The 16,089-nt window shown below is 58.0% G+C and carries 15 protein-coding genes; 6 read left to right on the top strand and 9 right to left on the bottom strand.

Annotation, left to right across the window (positions count from 1 at the left end):
* Window position 1: 1 nt before the first annotated feature.
* The 4 genes from ACR0L9_RS12465 to ACR0L9_RS12480 are packed head-to-tail and all read right to left on the bottom strand — an operon-like array spanning window position 2 to window position 4,020.
* On the bottom strand, window positions 2-427 hold the full coding sequence (locus tag ACR0L9_RS12465; RefSeq protein WP_480895784.1) for an ASCH domain-containing protein: 426 nt from the start codon (window positions 425-427) through the stop codon (window positions 2-4).
* A gap of 1 nt (window position 428) precedes the next feature.
* Window positions 429-2,036, bottom strand: a complete 1,608-nt coding sequence (locus tag ACR0L9_RS12470) for a carboxyl transferase domain-containing protein (RefSeq protein WP_480895785.1) — start codon at window positions 2,034-2,036, stop codon at window positions 429-431.
* Window positions 2,033-2,497 (bottom strand): lysozyme inhibitor LprI family protein, encoded by a 465-nt coding sequence (locus ACR0L9_RS12475; RefSeq protein ID WP_480895786.1) that lies wholly within the window; start codon window positions 2,495-2,497, stop codon window positions 2,033-2,035. The genes ACR0L9_RS12470 and ACR0L9_RS12475 overlap by 4 nt, the downstream gene beginning before the upstream one ends.
* Window positions 2,494-4,020 (bottom strand): AMP-binding protein, encoded by a 1,527-nt coding sequence (locus ACR0L9_RS12480; RefSeq protein WP_480895787.1) that lies wholly within the window; start codon window positions 4,018-4,020, stop codon window positions 2,494-2,496. The genes ACR0L9_RS12475 and ACR0L9_RS12480 overlap by 4 nt, the downstream gene beginning before the upstream one ends.
* 136 nt (window positions 4,021-4,156) lie before the next feature.
* Between ACR0L9_RS12480 and ACR0L9_RS12485 the strand changes: the two genes are divergently transcribed.
* Entirely contained in the window at window positions 4,157-4,762 is a 606-nt protein-coding gene (locus ACR0L9_RS12485; RefSeq protein ID WP_170612223.1) for an OmpW family outer membrane protein, read from the top strand.
* A 47-nt stretch (window positions 4,763-4,809) separates the two neighbouring features.
* Here the strand turns inward: ACR0L9_RS12485 and ACR0L9_RS12490 are convergent, their stop codons facing one another.
* The 3 genes from ACR0L9_RS12490 to ACR0L9_RS12500 all read right to left on the bottom strand — a co-directional run bounded on the left by ACR0L9_RS12490 (window position 4,810) and on the right by ACR0L9_RS12500 (window position 8,038).
* The gene (locus ACR0L9_RS12490) at window positions 4,810-5,973 is read right to left on the bottom strand and encodes an isovaleryl-CoA dehydrogenase (protein WP_170511223.1); all 1,164 of its coding nucleotides are present in this window, start codon (window positions 5,971-5,973) and stop codon (window positions 4,810-4,812) included.
* A gap of 163 nt (window positions 5,974-6,136) precedes the next feature.
* Window positions 6,137-7,327, bottom strand: coding sequence for a DegT/DnrJ/EryC1/StrS family aminotransferase (locus tag ACR0L9_RS12495; protein ID WP_480895788.1), 1,191 nt, complete (start codon window positions 7,325-7,327; stop codon window positions 6,137-6,139).
* A 39-nt stretch (window positions 7,328-7,366) separates the two neighbouring features.
* On the bottom strand, window positions 7,367-8,038 hold the full coding sequence (locus ACR0L9_RS12500) for an HAD-IA family hydrolase (protein WP_480895789.1): 672 nt from the start codon (window positions 8,036-8,038) through the stop codon (window positions 7,367-7,369).
* A gap of 134 nt (window positions 8,039-8,172) precedes the next feature.
* On the opposite strand from ACR0L9_RS12500, the gene glmU reads away from it, so the two are divergent.
* The 3 genes from glmU to ACR0L9_RS12515 are packed head-to-tail and all read left to right on the top strand — an operon-like array spanning window position 8,173 to window position 12,042.
* Window positions 8,173-9,525, top strand: a complete 1,353-nt coding sequence (glmU, locus tag ACR0L9_RS12505; protein ID WP_480895790.1) for a bifunctional UDP-N-acetylglucosamine diphosphorylase/glucosamine-1-phosphate N-acetyltransferase GlmU — start codon at window positions 8,173-8,175, stop codon at window positions 9,523-9,525.
* A gap of 3 nt (window positions 9,526-9,528) precedes the next feature.
* Window positions 9,529-11,352, top strand: coding sequence for a glutamine--fructose-6-phosphate transaminase (isomerizing) (gene glmS, locus ACR0L9_RS12510; protein ID WP_170612215.1), 1,824 nt, complete (start codon window positions 9,529-9,531; stop codon window positions 11,350-11,352).
* 6 nt (window positions 11,353-11,358) lie between these two features.
* Entirely contained in the window at window positions 11,359-12,042 is a 684-nt protein-coding gene (locus tag ACR0L9_RS12515) for a DNA alkylation repair protein (RefSeq protein ID WP_170397087.1), read from the top strand.
* Here the strand turns inward: ACR0L9_RS12515 and ACR0L9_RS12520 are convergent.
* Window positions 12,030-12,443 (bottom strand): hypothetical protein, encoded by a 414-nt coding sequence (locus ACR0L9_RS12520; RefSeq protein ID WP_480895791.1) that lies wholly within the window; start codon window positions 12,441-12,443, stop codon window positions 12,030-12,032. The genes ACR0L9_RS12515 and ACR0L9_RS12520 overlap by 13 nt on opposite strands.
* Before the next feature lie 91 nt (window positions 12,444-12,534).
* Between ACR0L9_RS12520 and moaA the strand changes: the two genes are divergently transcribed.
* Entirely contained in the window at window positions 12,535-13,542 is a 1,008-nt protein-coding gene (gene moaA / locus ACR0L9_RS12525; protein WP_480895792.1) for a GTP 3',8-cyclase MoaA, read from the top strand.
* A gap of 1 nt (window position 13,543) precedes the next feature.
* Window positions 13,544-14,842: a 3-deoxy-D-manno-octulosonic acid transferase gene (locus tag ACR0L9_RS12530; protein ID WP_480895793.1), complete on the top strand. Its 1,299-nt coding sequence runs from the start codon at window positions 13,544-13,546 to the stop codon at window positions 14,840-14,842.
* Window positions 14,843-14,916: 74 nt separating this feature from the next.
* Here ACR0L9_RS12530 and ACR0L9_RS12535 read toward each other — a convergent pair whose 3' ends face one another.
* Complete coding sequence (locus tag ACR0L9_RS12535; protein ID WP_170511235.1) at window positions 14,917-16,080, bottom strand: M20 aminoacylase family protein; 1,164 nt, start codon at window positions 16,078-16,080, stop codon at window positions 14,917-14,919.
* Window positions 16,081-16,089: the final 9 nt, after the last annotated feature.

Consider the following 16,089-nt stretch of genomic DNA (forward strand, 5'->3'; position numbering starts at 1 on the left):
CTTACCCCTTAACCGCCAGATCTTCGACAAGGCGGAAGCGTTCGCACAGCAATTCCATCTCGGGATCGAACCCGCCATTGCGTTCGAAATACCGGCGATGATCCTCGCGCCATCCCTCAAGCGTTTCATTCTCACCCTCGGCCAACGCAAAGTCTTCGGTCACATCGCAATATCGGCAGGTCGAGACCTCGACCGTTTCGATCACCAAAGCCGGGCGATCATCCCATTCCAGTGCAATATCCTGCCGCCCAACGATCGGAATATCTGCACTGCCTTCGGGGTAGTCTCGCAAAGCACCACATGTCGCCGTTTTTCGGCCTAATCTTACCAACGCCAGCAGCTCGGCGCTTAGCGATGCGCTGTCTCCAAACTTGAAGGTCTGCGCGCCCGGGTAGCGGGCCATTACTTCATTCAATGAAACGCTCATCTTACATCCTGAACACGCCGAAACGTGTCTCCTCAATCGGGGCGTTTAGCGCGGCGCTCAGCGATAGGGCCAGCACGTCGCGGCTTTTGCGCGGGTCGATGATGCCGTCATCCCAGAGCCGGGCCGAGGCATAAAGCGGGTGGGATTGCTCCTCGAACATGTCCAGCGTCGGGCGCTTGAATTCAGCCTCTTCCTCGGCGGACCATGTGCCGCCCTGTCGTTCGATCCCGTCACGCTTGACGGTGGCAAGAACGCCCGCAGCCTGCTCGCCCCCCATCACGGAAATGCGCGAATTCGGCCAGGTCCACAGGAACCGAGGCTGATAGGCGCGTCCTGCCATGCCGTAGTTTCCAGCTCCGAAGGACCCTCCGACAAGCATTGTGATCTTTGGAACGCTCGTCGTCGCCACCGCCGTCACCATCTTGGCCCCGTGCCTCGCGATGCCTTCGTTTTCGTATTTGCGGCCGACCATGAAGCCGGTGATGTTCTGCAGGAAGACCAGCGGGGTTTTGCGCTGCGAACACAGTTCGACAAAATGCGCACCCTTCTGCGCAGCCTCCGAGAACAGCACGCCATTGTTGGCAATGATCCCAACCGGGCAACCTTTGACATGGGCGAATCCGGTCACCAGCGTCTCACCAAATCGCGGTTTGAACTCGTCGAAGCGCGAGCCATCGACCAGCCGCGCAATCACCTCGCGGATGTCATAGGGCGTCCGCAGATCGGCGGGAACTACGCCCAAAATTTCCTCGGGATCATAGGCAGGCTCTTCCGGTGTTTCGAACTGTAGGCCAGGCTTCAGCTCGGCACCCCCCAACGACCCGACGGCCCGCCGAGCCAAGGCCAACGCATGCGCATCATCCTCGGCCAGATAATCCGCCACACCGGACAGGCGCGTATGCACATCGCCGCCACCCAGATCTTCGGCTGTCACAACCTCCCCCGTCGCAGCCTTGACCAAAGGCGGTCCGGCCAGAAAGATCGTGCCCTGTTCTTTTACGATGATCGTGACATCGGACATCGCAGGCACATAGGCCCCGCCTGCCGTACACGAGCCCATCACGACGGCTATCTGAGCGATCCCCTTCGCGCTCATCCGCGCCTGATTATAGAAGATGCGGCCAAAGTGATCGCGGTCGGGGAAAACCTCATCCTGATTGGGCAGGTTCGCGCCGCCGCTATCGACCAAATAGATGCAGGGCAGATGGTTTTCCTCGGCAATCTCCTGCGCGCGGAGGTGTTTCTTGACCGTCATCGGATAATAGGTGCCGCCCTTTACTGTGGCGTCATTGCACACCACCATGACCTCGCGCCCTTGCACCCGGCCAATCCCGGCGATCACCCCAGCACAGGGCGCGGCATCCCCATACATCCCATGCGCCGCCGTCGCGCCGATTTCCAAGAACGGAGAACCCGGATCGAGCAGGTTCGCCACCCGACGACGCGGCAGCATCTTGCCCCGCGATTCATGTCGCGCCCGGGATTTCTCACCCCCACCCATGCGGGCCGCTTCGGCGGCATCCGCAATATGTGCCAGCGCATCCAGATGTGCGGCTCGGTTCGCCTTAAACCCCTCAGAGGTTGGTATGGCTTTGGATTTTAGTTTCATTCCATCTTCCCCAAGTCGCGCAATTCCACAGCGCGTTCAGCGGTTTCGGTCAGCAGGCAATTTGCGGCAACAATCGAGCGTATCGTTCCATCAGACCATATGCCGTAGGCCAGACCGCATTCAGCATCCCGAAACCCGATCCATGCGCGTTGAGCTTCTCGCAACTGGTCCGAAAGTTCGGGACTTTGTTCAGCCAGTTCTGCTCGACGCAGTTTATACTGTTCGTTTAGATATGAATCCCAAATTTGGGTTTCGGCTTGAATACACTCGGTGATGCCAAGGGTTGTTTCATTTCCCGGTATAGTTTGGCAGGCATTGGCAGCTGCGCCGAGACATGATGACATGCTATCGCCCTGCTGCGTCTGAGAAAAACATTGTTGAATATACGACTGGTCTACCCAAGCGCCCTGAGCGGAAACAAGCGATGGTACTAGCATCGCAGCAAGTGCAATTCGCATCATGTAATTGCCTCCCCTGCAGCCCGCGCCTTCAATTCCTTCCGGATCACCTTTCCCGTCACCGTCATCGGCAACTCTTCCAGAAACGACACCTCACGCGGATAGGAATACTGCGCCAAACGGTCCTTAACCCAATTCTGCAACTCAGCGCCCGACGCCTCAGCCCCCGGCTTCAATACCACATAGGCCTTCACGATCTCGGTCCGCAGCTCATCGGGCTTGCCGACCACGCCCACAGTTGCCACTGACGGATGGGTCAGCAGGCAATCCTCGATCTCAGCCGGGCCAATCCGGTATCCTGCCGAGGTAATCACGTCATCATCACGACCGACAAAGCGCAGATAATCGCCCTCCCACACGCCACGGTCACCGGTGATCAGCCAATCACCTCGGAATTTCTCAGCCGTTGCTTGCGGATTATTCCAGTATTCCAGCAGCATTGAGGCCGATCCTCGCCGGATGGCGACGTCGCCTTCCTCCGTCGTCGGTTGGCCATGATCGTCAATTACCGCCACCTCATGACCCGGCACCGGTTTACCGATACAGCCGGGGCAAACGGGGAAGTCCTCGGCGCAGGAGGATACGACCATGTTACACTCGGTCTGGCCATAAAACTCGTTGATCGTCAGACCAAACGCCTGCTGGCCCCAAGCCAACATCTCAGCCCCCAAAGGCTCGCCCCCGGACGCCACCGACCGCAATCCCGGTATCGACTGATCCGCAGCTTTGAGCATCCGTAAAGCCGTCGGCGGAAAGAAGACGTTCCGCACCCCCGCCCGCGCGATCACATCGGCGCAGGCCTGTGGGGTGAATTTGTCCAACCGCGTGGCGACCACCGGAACGCCCAGCGCAAGCCCGGGCATCAGAACGTCGAACAAACCGCCGATCCACGCCCAGTCTGCTGGCGTCCACAGGCAATCCCCATCGCGCAAGTGATTGTGGCTGATCGAGACGCCCGGCAGGTGGCCCGTCAGCACGCGATGGCCGTGCAGCGCACCCTTGGGGCTGCCAGTAGTGCCGGACGTGTAGATTAGGACTGCCGGATCCTCGGGGCCGGTATCAGCAAAGGGCACCGGTTCCCCTTCCTGCCTAATCTCATCAACCAAAAGCGGTTGGGCCAATTCACCCAGTAACGCAGACCCTTCCGCATCGGTCAAAACGATCCGCGCACCTGCATCTCTGACACGCGACGCCAGCGCATCGTGCTTGAACAGCTTGAACAGCGGCACCGAAATCGCGCCGATCTTCCAGATCGCCAGATGCGCGGCGGCACACCACGGCGACTGGCTGAGCAAGACGCCAACCCGGTCTCCTGGCTGGACCCGAGCTATCAACGCGCGAGCGATGCCATCAACCATAAGCTCCAGTTCGCCAAATGTTACCACGCTCGGATCGCCCCGGGTCAGATCCAGCAAAGCAACCCGATCGGATTGTTGCGACAGGCATTGCTGCGCCATGTTCAGCCGATCAGGCATCGCCCAGCTTTGGTCGCCGCGCAAACCCGGTATGCGCTCAGCGGGATGCATGCTGATTTTCCCTTATTTCATTAGCGGTTGCAGCTAGCCTCCCCGCTTCAGCAATTTCCGGAGTTTGATGCAGATCAGAGCATTTCTGCGCCGCGGCATCCAAAACATCGGCATCAACGCAAGCAAAGGCACGAATATGACAAAGAAACTCGCCGCTTTGACCCTTTCTACCGCACTTGTCGCTCTGGCTGCCCCAGCCTTCGCCCAATCCCAGGGCGATTGGACAGTCGGTGTTGGTGTCGGCTATCTGGACCCCAAATCCGACAATGGGACTCTGGCCGGGTTCGACGCCGAAATCGACTCGGACACCCGTCCGATTTTCACCGTCGAATACTTCGTTCAGGACAATCTTGGGATCGAGCTCTTGGCCTCGACCCCCTACAAGCATGACATCACTCTCGGTGGCAGCGTTGACGCGGGCAGCGTCAAGCATCTTCCGCCTACTCTGTCGCTGAACTATCACTTCCCGACCAATAGCGCGTGGAAGCCCTATGTCGGCGCCGGTCTGAACTACACCATCTTCTTCGAGGAAGACTCGCCTTTGGGCGATCTCGATCTGGACAACTCCTTCGGCGTTTCTCTGCAGGCCGGTCTGGATTACATGGTCACGGAAAAAGGCGCGGTGCGTCTGAACGTGCGCTGGTTCGACATCGACTCGGACGTCAAACTTGACGGCAACGACATCGGCACCGCCGAAATCGACCCGTTCCTGATTGGCCTGTCCTACGTTCATCGTTTCTGATCCAATCGCAAAAAGCCCCGTGGTTCAATGAACTGCGGGGTTTTCCGTCACAACATCTCGTTCATCATTTCGCGCCCAATCAGCATGCGGCGGATTTCGCTGGTGCCCGCGCCGATCTCCATCAGCTTTGCATCTCGGAAAATCCGGCTGACCGGCGAATCCGACAGGAATCCGGCACCACCCAACGCCTGAACGGCTTGATGCGCCTGCACCATCGCCTGTTCCGAGGCATATAGGCAGCACGCCGCAGCATCCTGACGGGTTACATCCCCGCGGTCGCATGCTTTGGCAACTTCGTAGACATAGGCCCGCGCCGAATTCATTGCTGTGTACATATCCGCGATCTTGCCTTGCATGAGCTGGAAGCTCCCGATCGGTTTTCCGAACTGCTTACGCTCGGCCAGATAGGGCATCACTTCATCCAAGCAGGCGGCCATGATCCCAGTTCCAATTCCCGCTAGAACCACACGCTCATAGTCCAGACCGGACATCAGAACGGCTACACCCCGCCCTTCTTCGCCCAGAACATTCTCGAACGGCACTTCAACATCTTCAAAGATCAACTCAGCGGTGTTCGAGCCGCGCATGCCAAGCTTGTCGAAATGAGGCGAAGTCGAAAACCCGGTCATCTCTTTCTCGATCAGAAAAGCCGTGATCCCCTTTGACCCGGCGTCCGGATCGGTCTTGGCATAGACGACCAGAGTGTCTGCATCCGGCCCGTTAGTGATCCAGTATTTGTTGCCATTCAGCCGATAGTGATCGTTTCGCTTTTCAGCACGTAGCTTCATGGAAACCACATCCGACCCAGCCGAGGGCTCGGACATAGCCAACGCCCCGACATGCTCACCCGAAATCAGACGGGGCAGATATTTTTGCTTCTGCTCATCCGTTCCGTTCAGCTTGATCTGGTTCACGCACAAGTTCGAATGCGCCCCATAGGACAAAGATACCGAGGCCGAGGCGCGCGCCACTTCCTCAACTGCCACCGTATGCGCCAGATAGGACATACCGGCCCCGCCATATTCTTCAGGGACTGTGACGCCCAACAAGCCAAGCTCACCCATTTCTTTCCACAGCTCATTCGGAAAGGCATTGGACGCGTCGATCTCGGCCGCCATCGGCTTGACCCGTTCCTGAGCCCAGCGGTGCACCATCTCACGCAGGGCGTTCACGTCCTCGCCCAGATCGAATTGCATTGTGGCCATAAACATGCAGGGCTCCTCCGATTGCATTAATGAACAAGCGTTCAATAATCAGATAGCAGCGTTTCCTCCTCTGGTCAATGACGACACGCAGGCCAACGCAAAACGCCGCCCGGCAAGGGGCGGCGTTTTCAGATAAATCGAGCGTGCGCTGAAAGCGCACTCCGCTGGACTATGATTGATAGACAGCGCTGACTTCAGCCCGGATAATGCGCGCAATTTGGGCACAATCTTCCAGCGAAAAGGTCAGTGGAACGCGCATATCCATGATCCCTGCCAATATCCGATCACTGACCGGCATCGGGGCGCTGTCGGCATAACGCCAACTGTCATAGCGTGAGGTAAAGCCCGACGGTTCAGCCCCCCCGAACCACTTCAGTTCGACCCCGCGCGCGGCGCAACGCTGGATTACCTCGGCAATGCGCGCGGGCGTCCAGTCCAGCAACAGGAATTGTATCGATGAACCGACATAGGTCTCAGCATCAGGCCGCTCCACCATCGTCAAACCCGGCGTTTCACGCAGGCCATGCTCAATCTCAACATAACGTTCATTCCAACGCTGCACCTGCCGATCAAGATCACGCAACTGCGGACGTAAGATCGCTGCACGCAAATTATCCATCCGACCCGAGACATTGGGGGTTGTGTACTTGATCTGCTCGAACACCTCCGGCCCAGGCGCGGCCAGATGGCGTTCATAAAGCATGTAAGACCCGGACAACATCGTAGCCTTGGCGGCCAGTTCCGGATCACCCGTGATCAGCAACCCGCCCTCGCCCGAATTGACATGTTTATAGGTCTGGCACGAGTAACATCCGATGGCCCCCTGCCGCCCAGACAGCTGCCCGCGCCAGGCGGCACCCATGGTATGGGCGCAATCTTCGATCACGATCACACCCGCCGCATCACACATCTGCATCAGGCGATCCATATCGCACAGATGCCCTCGCATGTGACTAAGCATTAGTACTTTCGCCTGATCCAGCTTGGCCTCAAGATCATCCAGATCGATGGTCAGGGCTTCGGTCACACCAACAAAGACCGGCTCTGCCCCAACCGACGCGATCGCCCCGGGCACCGGGGCCAGAGTGAACGCGTTGGTCAAAACCGGATCGCCCGGCTTAACCCCCACCGCCCGCAGAGCTGTGGCCAGAGCGTAGCCACCCGACGAGACCGCCAGACAGTATTTCGCTCCCATCTGGGCGGCGAATTCCTGCTCCAACAAAGCCGTCTCGCTCAACTCGCCAGGGGCAACATTGTAGCGGTGCAAACGACCATGGCGCAAAACGGCCAAGGCGGCCTCGATCGCCTCTTCGGGAATGGGTTCTTGCTGGGTGAAATTACCTGTGAATGTCTCAGTCATGAATCCGTTTTTATGCTGAGTGTTAAGCGGGTCAAGGGATCAGACCGCCGCTCCGATCAAATCGGAGACCAGTTTCGGTAAATCATCAAAATGATGCAACAACGCCTCGGGCTCCAGCGCAGCCATCTCATCGCCCGACGGGCCGAATGTCACCAGTACCGACGGCACTCCCGCAGCCCGCGCCGTATTTCGGTCGGTATCTGAGTCGCCGATCAATACGCAGTGGTCAGGGTGCCCTCCGGCGCGACGCGCTGCTTCGCGTAACGGTTCAGGGTCGGGTTTCCGCACCGGTAATGTGTCTGCACCGATCAGTGAAGCAAAGTGATCACGGACACCCATCCGGGTCAGCAGCAAATCAGCCAGGCCTTCGGGCTTGTTGGTGCAAATCCCCACGCCATAACCTGCATCTTTCAGTGTTTCGACGGCTTCAAGCGCACCGGGATAGAAATAGGTATGCGTATCGATCGCCTGCCCATAGACGTCCAAAAAGACCGGATAATAGGCTTCGACAACATCCGCATCATAGGCGCCGACCCGCTTCAATCCGTGGGACAACATCAAGCGTGCACCGCGTACCGATACCGCCGCATCAAGCTCGGGCGACAGAACATCTCCATGACCCATCTCGCGAAAACAATGGTTTGCAGCGGCCAGCAAATCACCAGATGTATCCGCCAAAGTTCCATCCAGATCAAAGATTACCGTTCGCATGCTCACCTCCTGAACCGGCGGGTTTCCGCCATGTCGTGTTGCAAACGGCAATCTTCTTTGATGGCTGAACCGCTTGCGCCTTTGCCCACAGCGGATAAAACGGGCGGCGACAAAACAAAAGAGAAAACGATTTCATGAGCACTGCCCTTGTCATTCTTGCCGCCGGAAAAGGCACAAGGATGAACTCTGATATTCCCAAAGTCCTGCATCCGATCGCTCAGGCCCCAATGCTGGTTCACGCCATGCGCGCCGGTGCTGTCCTGTCGCCCGAGCGCACGGTGATTGTTACCGGCCACGGTGCGGAAGCAGTCGCGCGTGTGGCTGAAGCCGAAGATGAAAACGCCAGCATTGCGGTGCAGGAAGAACAACTTGGCACCGCCCACGCGGTTGCGCAGGCGCGTGCAGCGCTGGAGGGCTTTCAGGGGGATGTGGTCGTCCTCTATGGTGATACCCCGTTTCTACAGCCCGACACCCTGCAGCGGATGATCGAAGCGCGCGCAAAAAACGATCTGGTCATTCTTGGATTCGAAGCTGCAAACCCCGCCCGTTATGGCCGCCTTGTGATGAACGGAGACGCCCTAGAGCGGATCGTCGAGTTCAAGGATGCCACAGATGAAGAGCGCACTATAACCTTCTGTAACTCAGGACTTTTGGCATGCGATTCCGAGACCTTGTTCTCACTGATCGATGCAGTTGGCAATGATAACGCCTCGGGTGAATACTATCTGACCGACGTAGTCGAGATCGCCCGCAGCCAAGGGCTGTCCGTAACTGCGGTTGCCTGCGACGAAGCTCAGACGCTGGGCATCAATTCGCGCACTGACCTGGCGGCGGCTGATGCGGTGTTTCAGGTGCAAGCACGGTCTGCATTGCTGGATCTGGGGGTCACTCTGATGGCCCCTGAAACCGTGTATCTGGCCGCAGATACCGTCATTGGCCGCGACACGGTCATTGAACCCAATGTGGTTTTCGGCCCCGGAGTGACCGTGGAAAGCGGCGCAACGATCCGGGCGTTTTCACATCTCGAAGGCTGCCATGTCAGCCGAGGTTCGGTGGTCGGACCCTATGCCCGGCTGCGTCCGGGTACAGAGCTGGCTGAAAACGCCAAAATTGGCAACTTTGTCGAGATCAAGAACGCCGAAATCGCCGAAGGCGCTAAGGTGAATCACCTCAGCTATATTGGCGATGCCTCAGTCGGGGCGGCGACAAATATTGGTGCGGGAACCATCACCTGCAACTATGACGGCGTGATGAAGCATAAAACGACCATCGGGGAAAACGTGTTCATCGGATCGAACACGATGCTGGTAGCCCCGGTCACTCTGGGTGATGGCTCAATGACCGCCACGGGGACCGTAGTGACCAAGGATATTGAGCCAGACGCACTAGCCGTGGCGCGTTCTAAGCAGGAAAACAAACCCGGCTATGCGCGTAAATTATTTGAAATGTTGAAGGCGAAGAAGGCTCGCCGCGACAAAGGAGCCTGAGTTATGTGTGGAATTGTTGGTGTTCTGGGCAGTCACGAAGCTGCCCCTATCCTGGTCGAAGCACTGAAGCGGCTTGAGTATCGCGGTTATGACAGCGCCGGTATCGCGACTGTGAACGATGGAGCATTGGGCCGTCGGAGGGCTGTCGGCAAGTTGGTGAACCTAAGCGACCTTCTGGTTCATAACCCCCTTCCAGGTAAATCCGGTATCGGTCACACACGCTGGGCCACCCATGGTGCCCCATCGGTTAACAATGCACATCCGCACAAGGCCGGGCCTGTCGCCGTAGTGCACAACGGCATCGTTGAAAACTATCGTGAACTGCGGGCCGAACTGGCCGAGAATGGGGTCGGTTTCGTGACGGATACCGACACTGAAACCGTCGCCCTGATGACGGAACGCTACATGTCCGAAGGGCTGTCTCCGGTCGACGCCGCGTTTAAAACCATTGATCGACTCAAAGGTGCATTTGCGCTCGCCTTTCTGTTCGACGGTCAAGAAGACCTGATTGTTGCGGCGCGCAAGGGCTCGCCCCTTGCAATTGGTCACGGCGATGGTGAGATGTTTGTTGGGTCTGATGCGATCGCGCTGGCCCCCCTGACGGATCGCATCACCTATCTTGAGGAAGGCGATCGGGCGGTTCTGACCCGCACTTCGCTTGAGATTCGAACCGAATCGGGAGAGCTTGCCAACCGCGAAATTCGGCAAATTCAAATCGATCAAACCCGTGCCGACAAAGGTGGCCACAAGCACTATATGGCCAAGGAAATTGCCGAGCAGCCTGTCGTGGTGGCCGAGGCGATCCGCTCGTATCTTCCGACCGGAGGCGATCAGGTGGTGTTGCCCGGTGACGATCTGGATTTCACCAAACTGGACCGTCTGACCATGGTGGCTTGCGGCACCGCATTCTATGCCTGCCTGACGGCAAAATATTGGTTCGAGCAGTTGGCCAAGATGCCGGTTGAAGTCGATATCGCCAGCGAGTTCCGCTATCGTGAGCCTCCAATCTCGGACCGGACGTTGGCGCTGTTTGTAAGCCAGTCGGGCGAAACCGCCGACACGCTTGCTGCCTTGCGCTATTGCGAAGGCAAGGCGGACAAGATTGTCTCGGTCGTGAATGTCGCGGAAAGCTCGATTGCGCGCGAAAGCGATGTGGCGTTGCCGATCCATGCGGGCGTCGAGATCGGTGTTGCCTCGACCAAGGCGTTCACCTGTCAGCTTAGCGTGTTGCTGATGCTTGCCCTCAAGGCCGCTGCAGATCGAGGCACGCTTAGCGATGAAGAGATCGCCGATCACGCGGCCGCCCTTCGCGGTTTGCCGACTGTTCTGAATGCTGCGCTGGATCAGAACGACGCTATTCGCCAATCCGCCCAACGCCTGTCCGAAGCGCGCGACGTGCTGTTCCTGGGCCGTGGCCTCATGTACCCGCTGGCGATGGAAGGCGCGCTGAAACTCAAGGAAATCAGCTATATTCACGCCGAAGGCTATGCCTCGGGTGAGTTGAAGCACGGCCCCATCGCCTTGATCGACAAGCATATGCCGGTTGTTGTCATGGCACCGCGCGACGCAGTTTTCGACAAGACAGTTTCGAACATGCAGGAGGTGATGGCGCGCAAGGGCAAGGTAATCCTTGTCTCGGATGATGACGGTATCGCTGAGGCAGAAGATGGAGTTTGGAGCACGATCCGTATGCCACATGTGCACACCAGCCTTGCCCCGATTCTCTATTCGGTGCCCGCGCAATTGCTAGCCTACCACACGGCGGTGGCCAAAGGCACAGATGTTGATCAGCCCCGTAATCTGGCAAAATCCGTCACGGTTGAGTGATCAGGCATGCAAGCCTATCTTGATCAGATCAAAGCCCATGCCGATCCCGAACGCGCGGAACAGGTGGCGGCCTATCACAAGGTTGATCGCCCCTATCTGGGTGTTCCGAACCCGGTTCTGAACGATCTGACCAAGGCTTGGCGGCGCGAACTTGAAGTCATCGACCGCATCGCTGTCGCCGATGGCTTATGGCAGACCAACATTCATGAAGCGCGGGTCGCGGCAGCAAAGCTGCTGACCCAAGCCCGTATCCGACCGGATGACGCGGTGTGGGACCTGCTGCAAAGCTGGCTACCGGATTTTGACGCCTGGGCCGTGGCCGATCATGCCTGTATGGCGATGCAAAAGCGTCTTTCGGCTGATCCAACCCGGCTGGACCAGGTCGAACGTTGGACCACGTCGGGCCACATGTGGACCAAACGCGCCGCGCTGGTCGCCACCTTGCCCTGGACCAAACAGAACCATCCCAAACCGAAAGACCTGGCATGCCGCGACCGTATACTCGGCTGGGCTGCCACGTATGTCTCCGATCGGGAATGGTTCATCCAGAAGGCCATCGCATGGTGGCTGCGCGAATTGTCAAAGCATGATCCAGGGCGCGTAGTCGCGTTTCTGGAAACGCACGGCGCAAACATGAAACCCTTTGCCCGCAAAGAGGCTGGGAAATACCTGCGCGCTCAGTCGGAATAGACTTCCAGTTCCACCAACTCGTCATATGGCACCAACAACGCGCGCATGGCTTCAAGCGACAGCCGTCCGCCACCGCCTTCGGGGCCTGGTGCGGGAACAAGCGTGACATAGGCCTGCGCACCCGTGCGCGGCACAACCACGCGGCCGTTGATTTTAGTTTGTACCAGAGGCGTCTGCAACCAGCGCCCCGGTGTGTTGGGATCGCCCAGCCCGGCAACGGTCGTTTTGGCGCCAGACCACCCTGCGGCAGCCACAGGTTCAGGAGTTACCTCCGTCGCCTCTGCTGTAACGGGTTCAGCCGCCGTCTCGTTGGATGAACTTCCGAACACCCGATCCGTCGTGGACCGAACGGAATCGCAACCGGCAACGAGGCTAAAAGCTAAAACCAAAGCATATTTCATAACACAAAACCTAGAGCGCTGCGCCTAACTGTACCAGTCCAAAACGCAGATGGCACTTGCCGCGAACATGCCTCCGCTTTACCTATGAGCCATGACAGCTCCGCTTATAGACCCGTTTGCCCGCGCCATCACCTATCTTCGCGTCTCCGTTACGGATCGCTGCGATTTCCGCTGCGTCTACTGCATGTCCGAAGATATGAAGTTTCTTCCCAAGAAAGACCTTCTGACTCTGGAAGAGTTGGATCGTATGTGCACGACTTTCGTCAATTTGGGCGTCGAGAAATTGCGCATCACCGGGGGCGAACCACTGGTTAGGCGAAACATAATGTCATTCTTCAACAGCATGACCCGACATCTGGTCAGCGGCGCCCTGAAGGAGTTGACGCTGACAACCAACGGATCACAATTGCACCGATTTGCAGATGATCTTTACGCCGCGGGCGTGCGGCGCGTGAATGTATCGCTCGATACGCTGGATGAAGACAAATTCGCCAAGGTCACCCGATGGGGCCGCCTGAAACAGGTGCTGAACGGCATTGACGCAGCGCAGAAGGCTGGCCTGCGGATCAAGATCAACGCTGTCGCTCTGAAAGGGTTCAACGAGCCCGAGCTACCCAAGATCACCGAATGGTGTGCCGAACGTGATATGGATCTGACCTGGATCGAGGTGATGCCCATGGGCGACATCGGCAACGAAGACCGGCTGGATCAGTATTGGTCGCTCAAAGACGTCCGCAAGGAATATCAGAACCACTATACGGTCACTGATCTGGCCGAACGGACAGGTGGTCCGGCGCGGTATGTCAGGCTTGAGGAGACCGGTCAAAAGATCGGTTTCATAACGCCACTCAGCCATAACTTCTGCGAAAGCTGCAACCGCGTGCGCCTGACCTGCACTGGTGAGATCTACATGTGCCTTGGCCAGGAAGATATGGCTGATCTGCGCGCACCCCTGCGCGATCATCCCGATACCGAGAAACCGTTGGAAGACGCGATCCGCGCAGCCATCAATCTCAAGCCCAAGGGCCATGATTTCGACTATTCCCGGCAAGCCGTCGACGGTCAGATGAGCCGCCACATGAGTCATACGGGCGGCTGAGATGCCCGATAGATCCGCGCAGCCGACGCTGCTGTACAAACTGTACTGCGGTCTCATATCTATTGCCGAACCCCTGATTTGGCGGAAAGTACGCAACAAACTGCACGCTGCGGGTGTTCCCGAAAGCCGCCAGCGAGAACGGCTTGGCCATGCCAGTTTGCCGCGCCCAGATGGGCAGCTGATCTGGTTTCACGCGGCCAGTGTGGGTGAAAGCCTATCGGTTCTAAGCCTGATCAACCGTCTGGGGCAGCGCCTGCCGGAAGCTGAGTTTCTCATCACCTCGGGTACCCCGACCTCGGCGACGTTGATTGCTAAGCGCTTGCCTGCCCGGACGCGCCACCAGTATCCGCCATTGGACAGCGCCGCTCCGGTGCGCGAGTTTCTGGACCACTGGAAACCCGATGCAGGCATCTTTGTAGAAAGTGAAATCTGGCCTCGCCTGATCGTAGAGGCCGCAAATCGCGGCACGCCACTGGCGCTCTTGAATGCCCGGCTGTCGGACAAGTCGGTAGACGGTTGGAATAAGCGCCCCAATACTGCGCGCTTCATTCTGGATCATTTCAAGGTATTCCTAACGCAAAACTCCAAAACAGCCGATAACCTGATCGCCATGGGCGCTGATGCTGAGCGCGTCCAACCCGGCACCAACCTCAAGGCCATGTCTGACCCGCTGCCTGTGGATCAGAAGGTCCTGACCAAAACACAGGTTCAGATAAATGATCGCCCTCTGTGGATTGCCAGCTCGACCCATGCAGGGGAAGAAGAGACGGTTCTGGCAGCCCACAAAACGTTGCTGCAGCGCTGGCCCGACTTGTTACTGCTGCTGATCCCTCGCCATCCGGAACGCGGAGAGGATGTTGCGAAGCTGGTGAGTGATGCCGGTCTTTCGCATGCACGACGCAGCGCTAACCAACAGATAACATCAGACATACAGGTCTATGTCGCGGATACATTGGGTGAAACCGGAACCTGGTACGCCCTCTGCCCCATTGTTTTCCTGGGGGGGTCGCTGAAAGAGATCGGCGGCCACAACCCGTTCGAACCGGTTCAGGCGGGGGCTGCGGTGATCACCGGCCCTGGTTATTTCAATTTTGCCGAGACATTTGAGCCGCTCATCAAAACGGGCGGCGCCGTCCGGATCAACTCGGCCAACGCATTGTCAGATGCTGTCACCCTCTGGCTGTCGGACAAAGCCGAACTGCAAACCGCTCGAATGGCAGCCGATGCCTGCGTGAAAACACAGAGTTCGGCGTTGGATGCGGTGATCGAAACGCTCTGCTCCCGCCTGTCTCTCGGCTGACAAAACACACCGATCCCTCGTCATCTGGCTAAAAATACCTCGGGGGTGTGGGGGCAGAACCCCCACCCTTCCGATCAAGCAGCAGGCATCCGCTGCTCAACAATCTCGGCCCACCAACTACACCCGGCAGGAATGGCCTCGTCGTTGAAATTATACTCGGGATGATGAACCATGGCCGTATCGCCATTGCCCACCAGAATATAAGCCCCCGGACGCTCTTCGAGCATAAAGGCAAAATCCTCACCCCCCATGACAAGGGGCGCCTCGTCACAGCTGCCCGAGACCGATTTCGCCACCTCGGCCGCGAAATCGGTCTGCTCGTCACTGTTCACCATCACCGGATAGCCACGAATGTAGGTCACATCCGCCGTGCCACCAAAGGTCGCTGCAACTCCTGCGCAAATCTCGTTGATCCGTTTCTCGGCAAGATCGCGCATCTCTTTGCTCATGGTGCGTACGGTGCCTTTGATCTGCACCGTCTGCGGGATCACGTTAAACGCCTTCGAGGATGTCTCGAACGATGTCACAGACACCACGACCTGATCGATCGGGTCGGCATTGCGCGAGGCAATCGTCTGCAACGCCAACACGGCCTGCGCCGTCATCACGGTTGTATCCACGGTCTCTTGCGGTTTCGCGGCGTGGCCACCGCGTCCTTCAAAGGTGATGTCGAACTGATCGGTCGCGGCAAAGAACGAACCCGGACGGATCGAGAAGCTGCCGACCGGACGGCCCGGCCAGTTGTGCATGCCGTAGACTTCCTGAATGTTCCAGCGCGCCATCATGCCGTCTTCGCACATTTCGCGACCACCGCCGCCACCTTCTTCAGCGGGCTGGAAGATGACCACTACAGTGCCGTCAAAATTACGCGTTTCCGAAAGGTATTTCGCCGCCCCGAGCAGCATCGCCGTATGTCCATCATGGCCACAAGCATGCATCGCCCCATCGGTTTTCGAGGCGTAATCCAACCCCGTCGCCTCGTGAATCGGCAGCGCATCCATATCAGCACGCAGACCGATGACTTTGCCACTCGAGTCTGATTTGCCCTTGATCACACCGACAACCCCGGTGCGACCGATCCCGGTAACGACCTCGTCGCAGCCGAACTCTTTCAGTTTGTCCGCGACCAAAGCACTGGTGCGGTGGGTTTCAAACAGAATCTCGGGGTTTTCATGAATATCCCGTCGCCATTCGGTGATTTCGGCCTGCAATTCGGCAAAGCGGTTCTTAACTGGCATGTCTTCTCT

This window comes from Ruegeria sp. I3, from assembly GCF_056532525.1.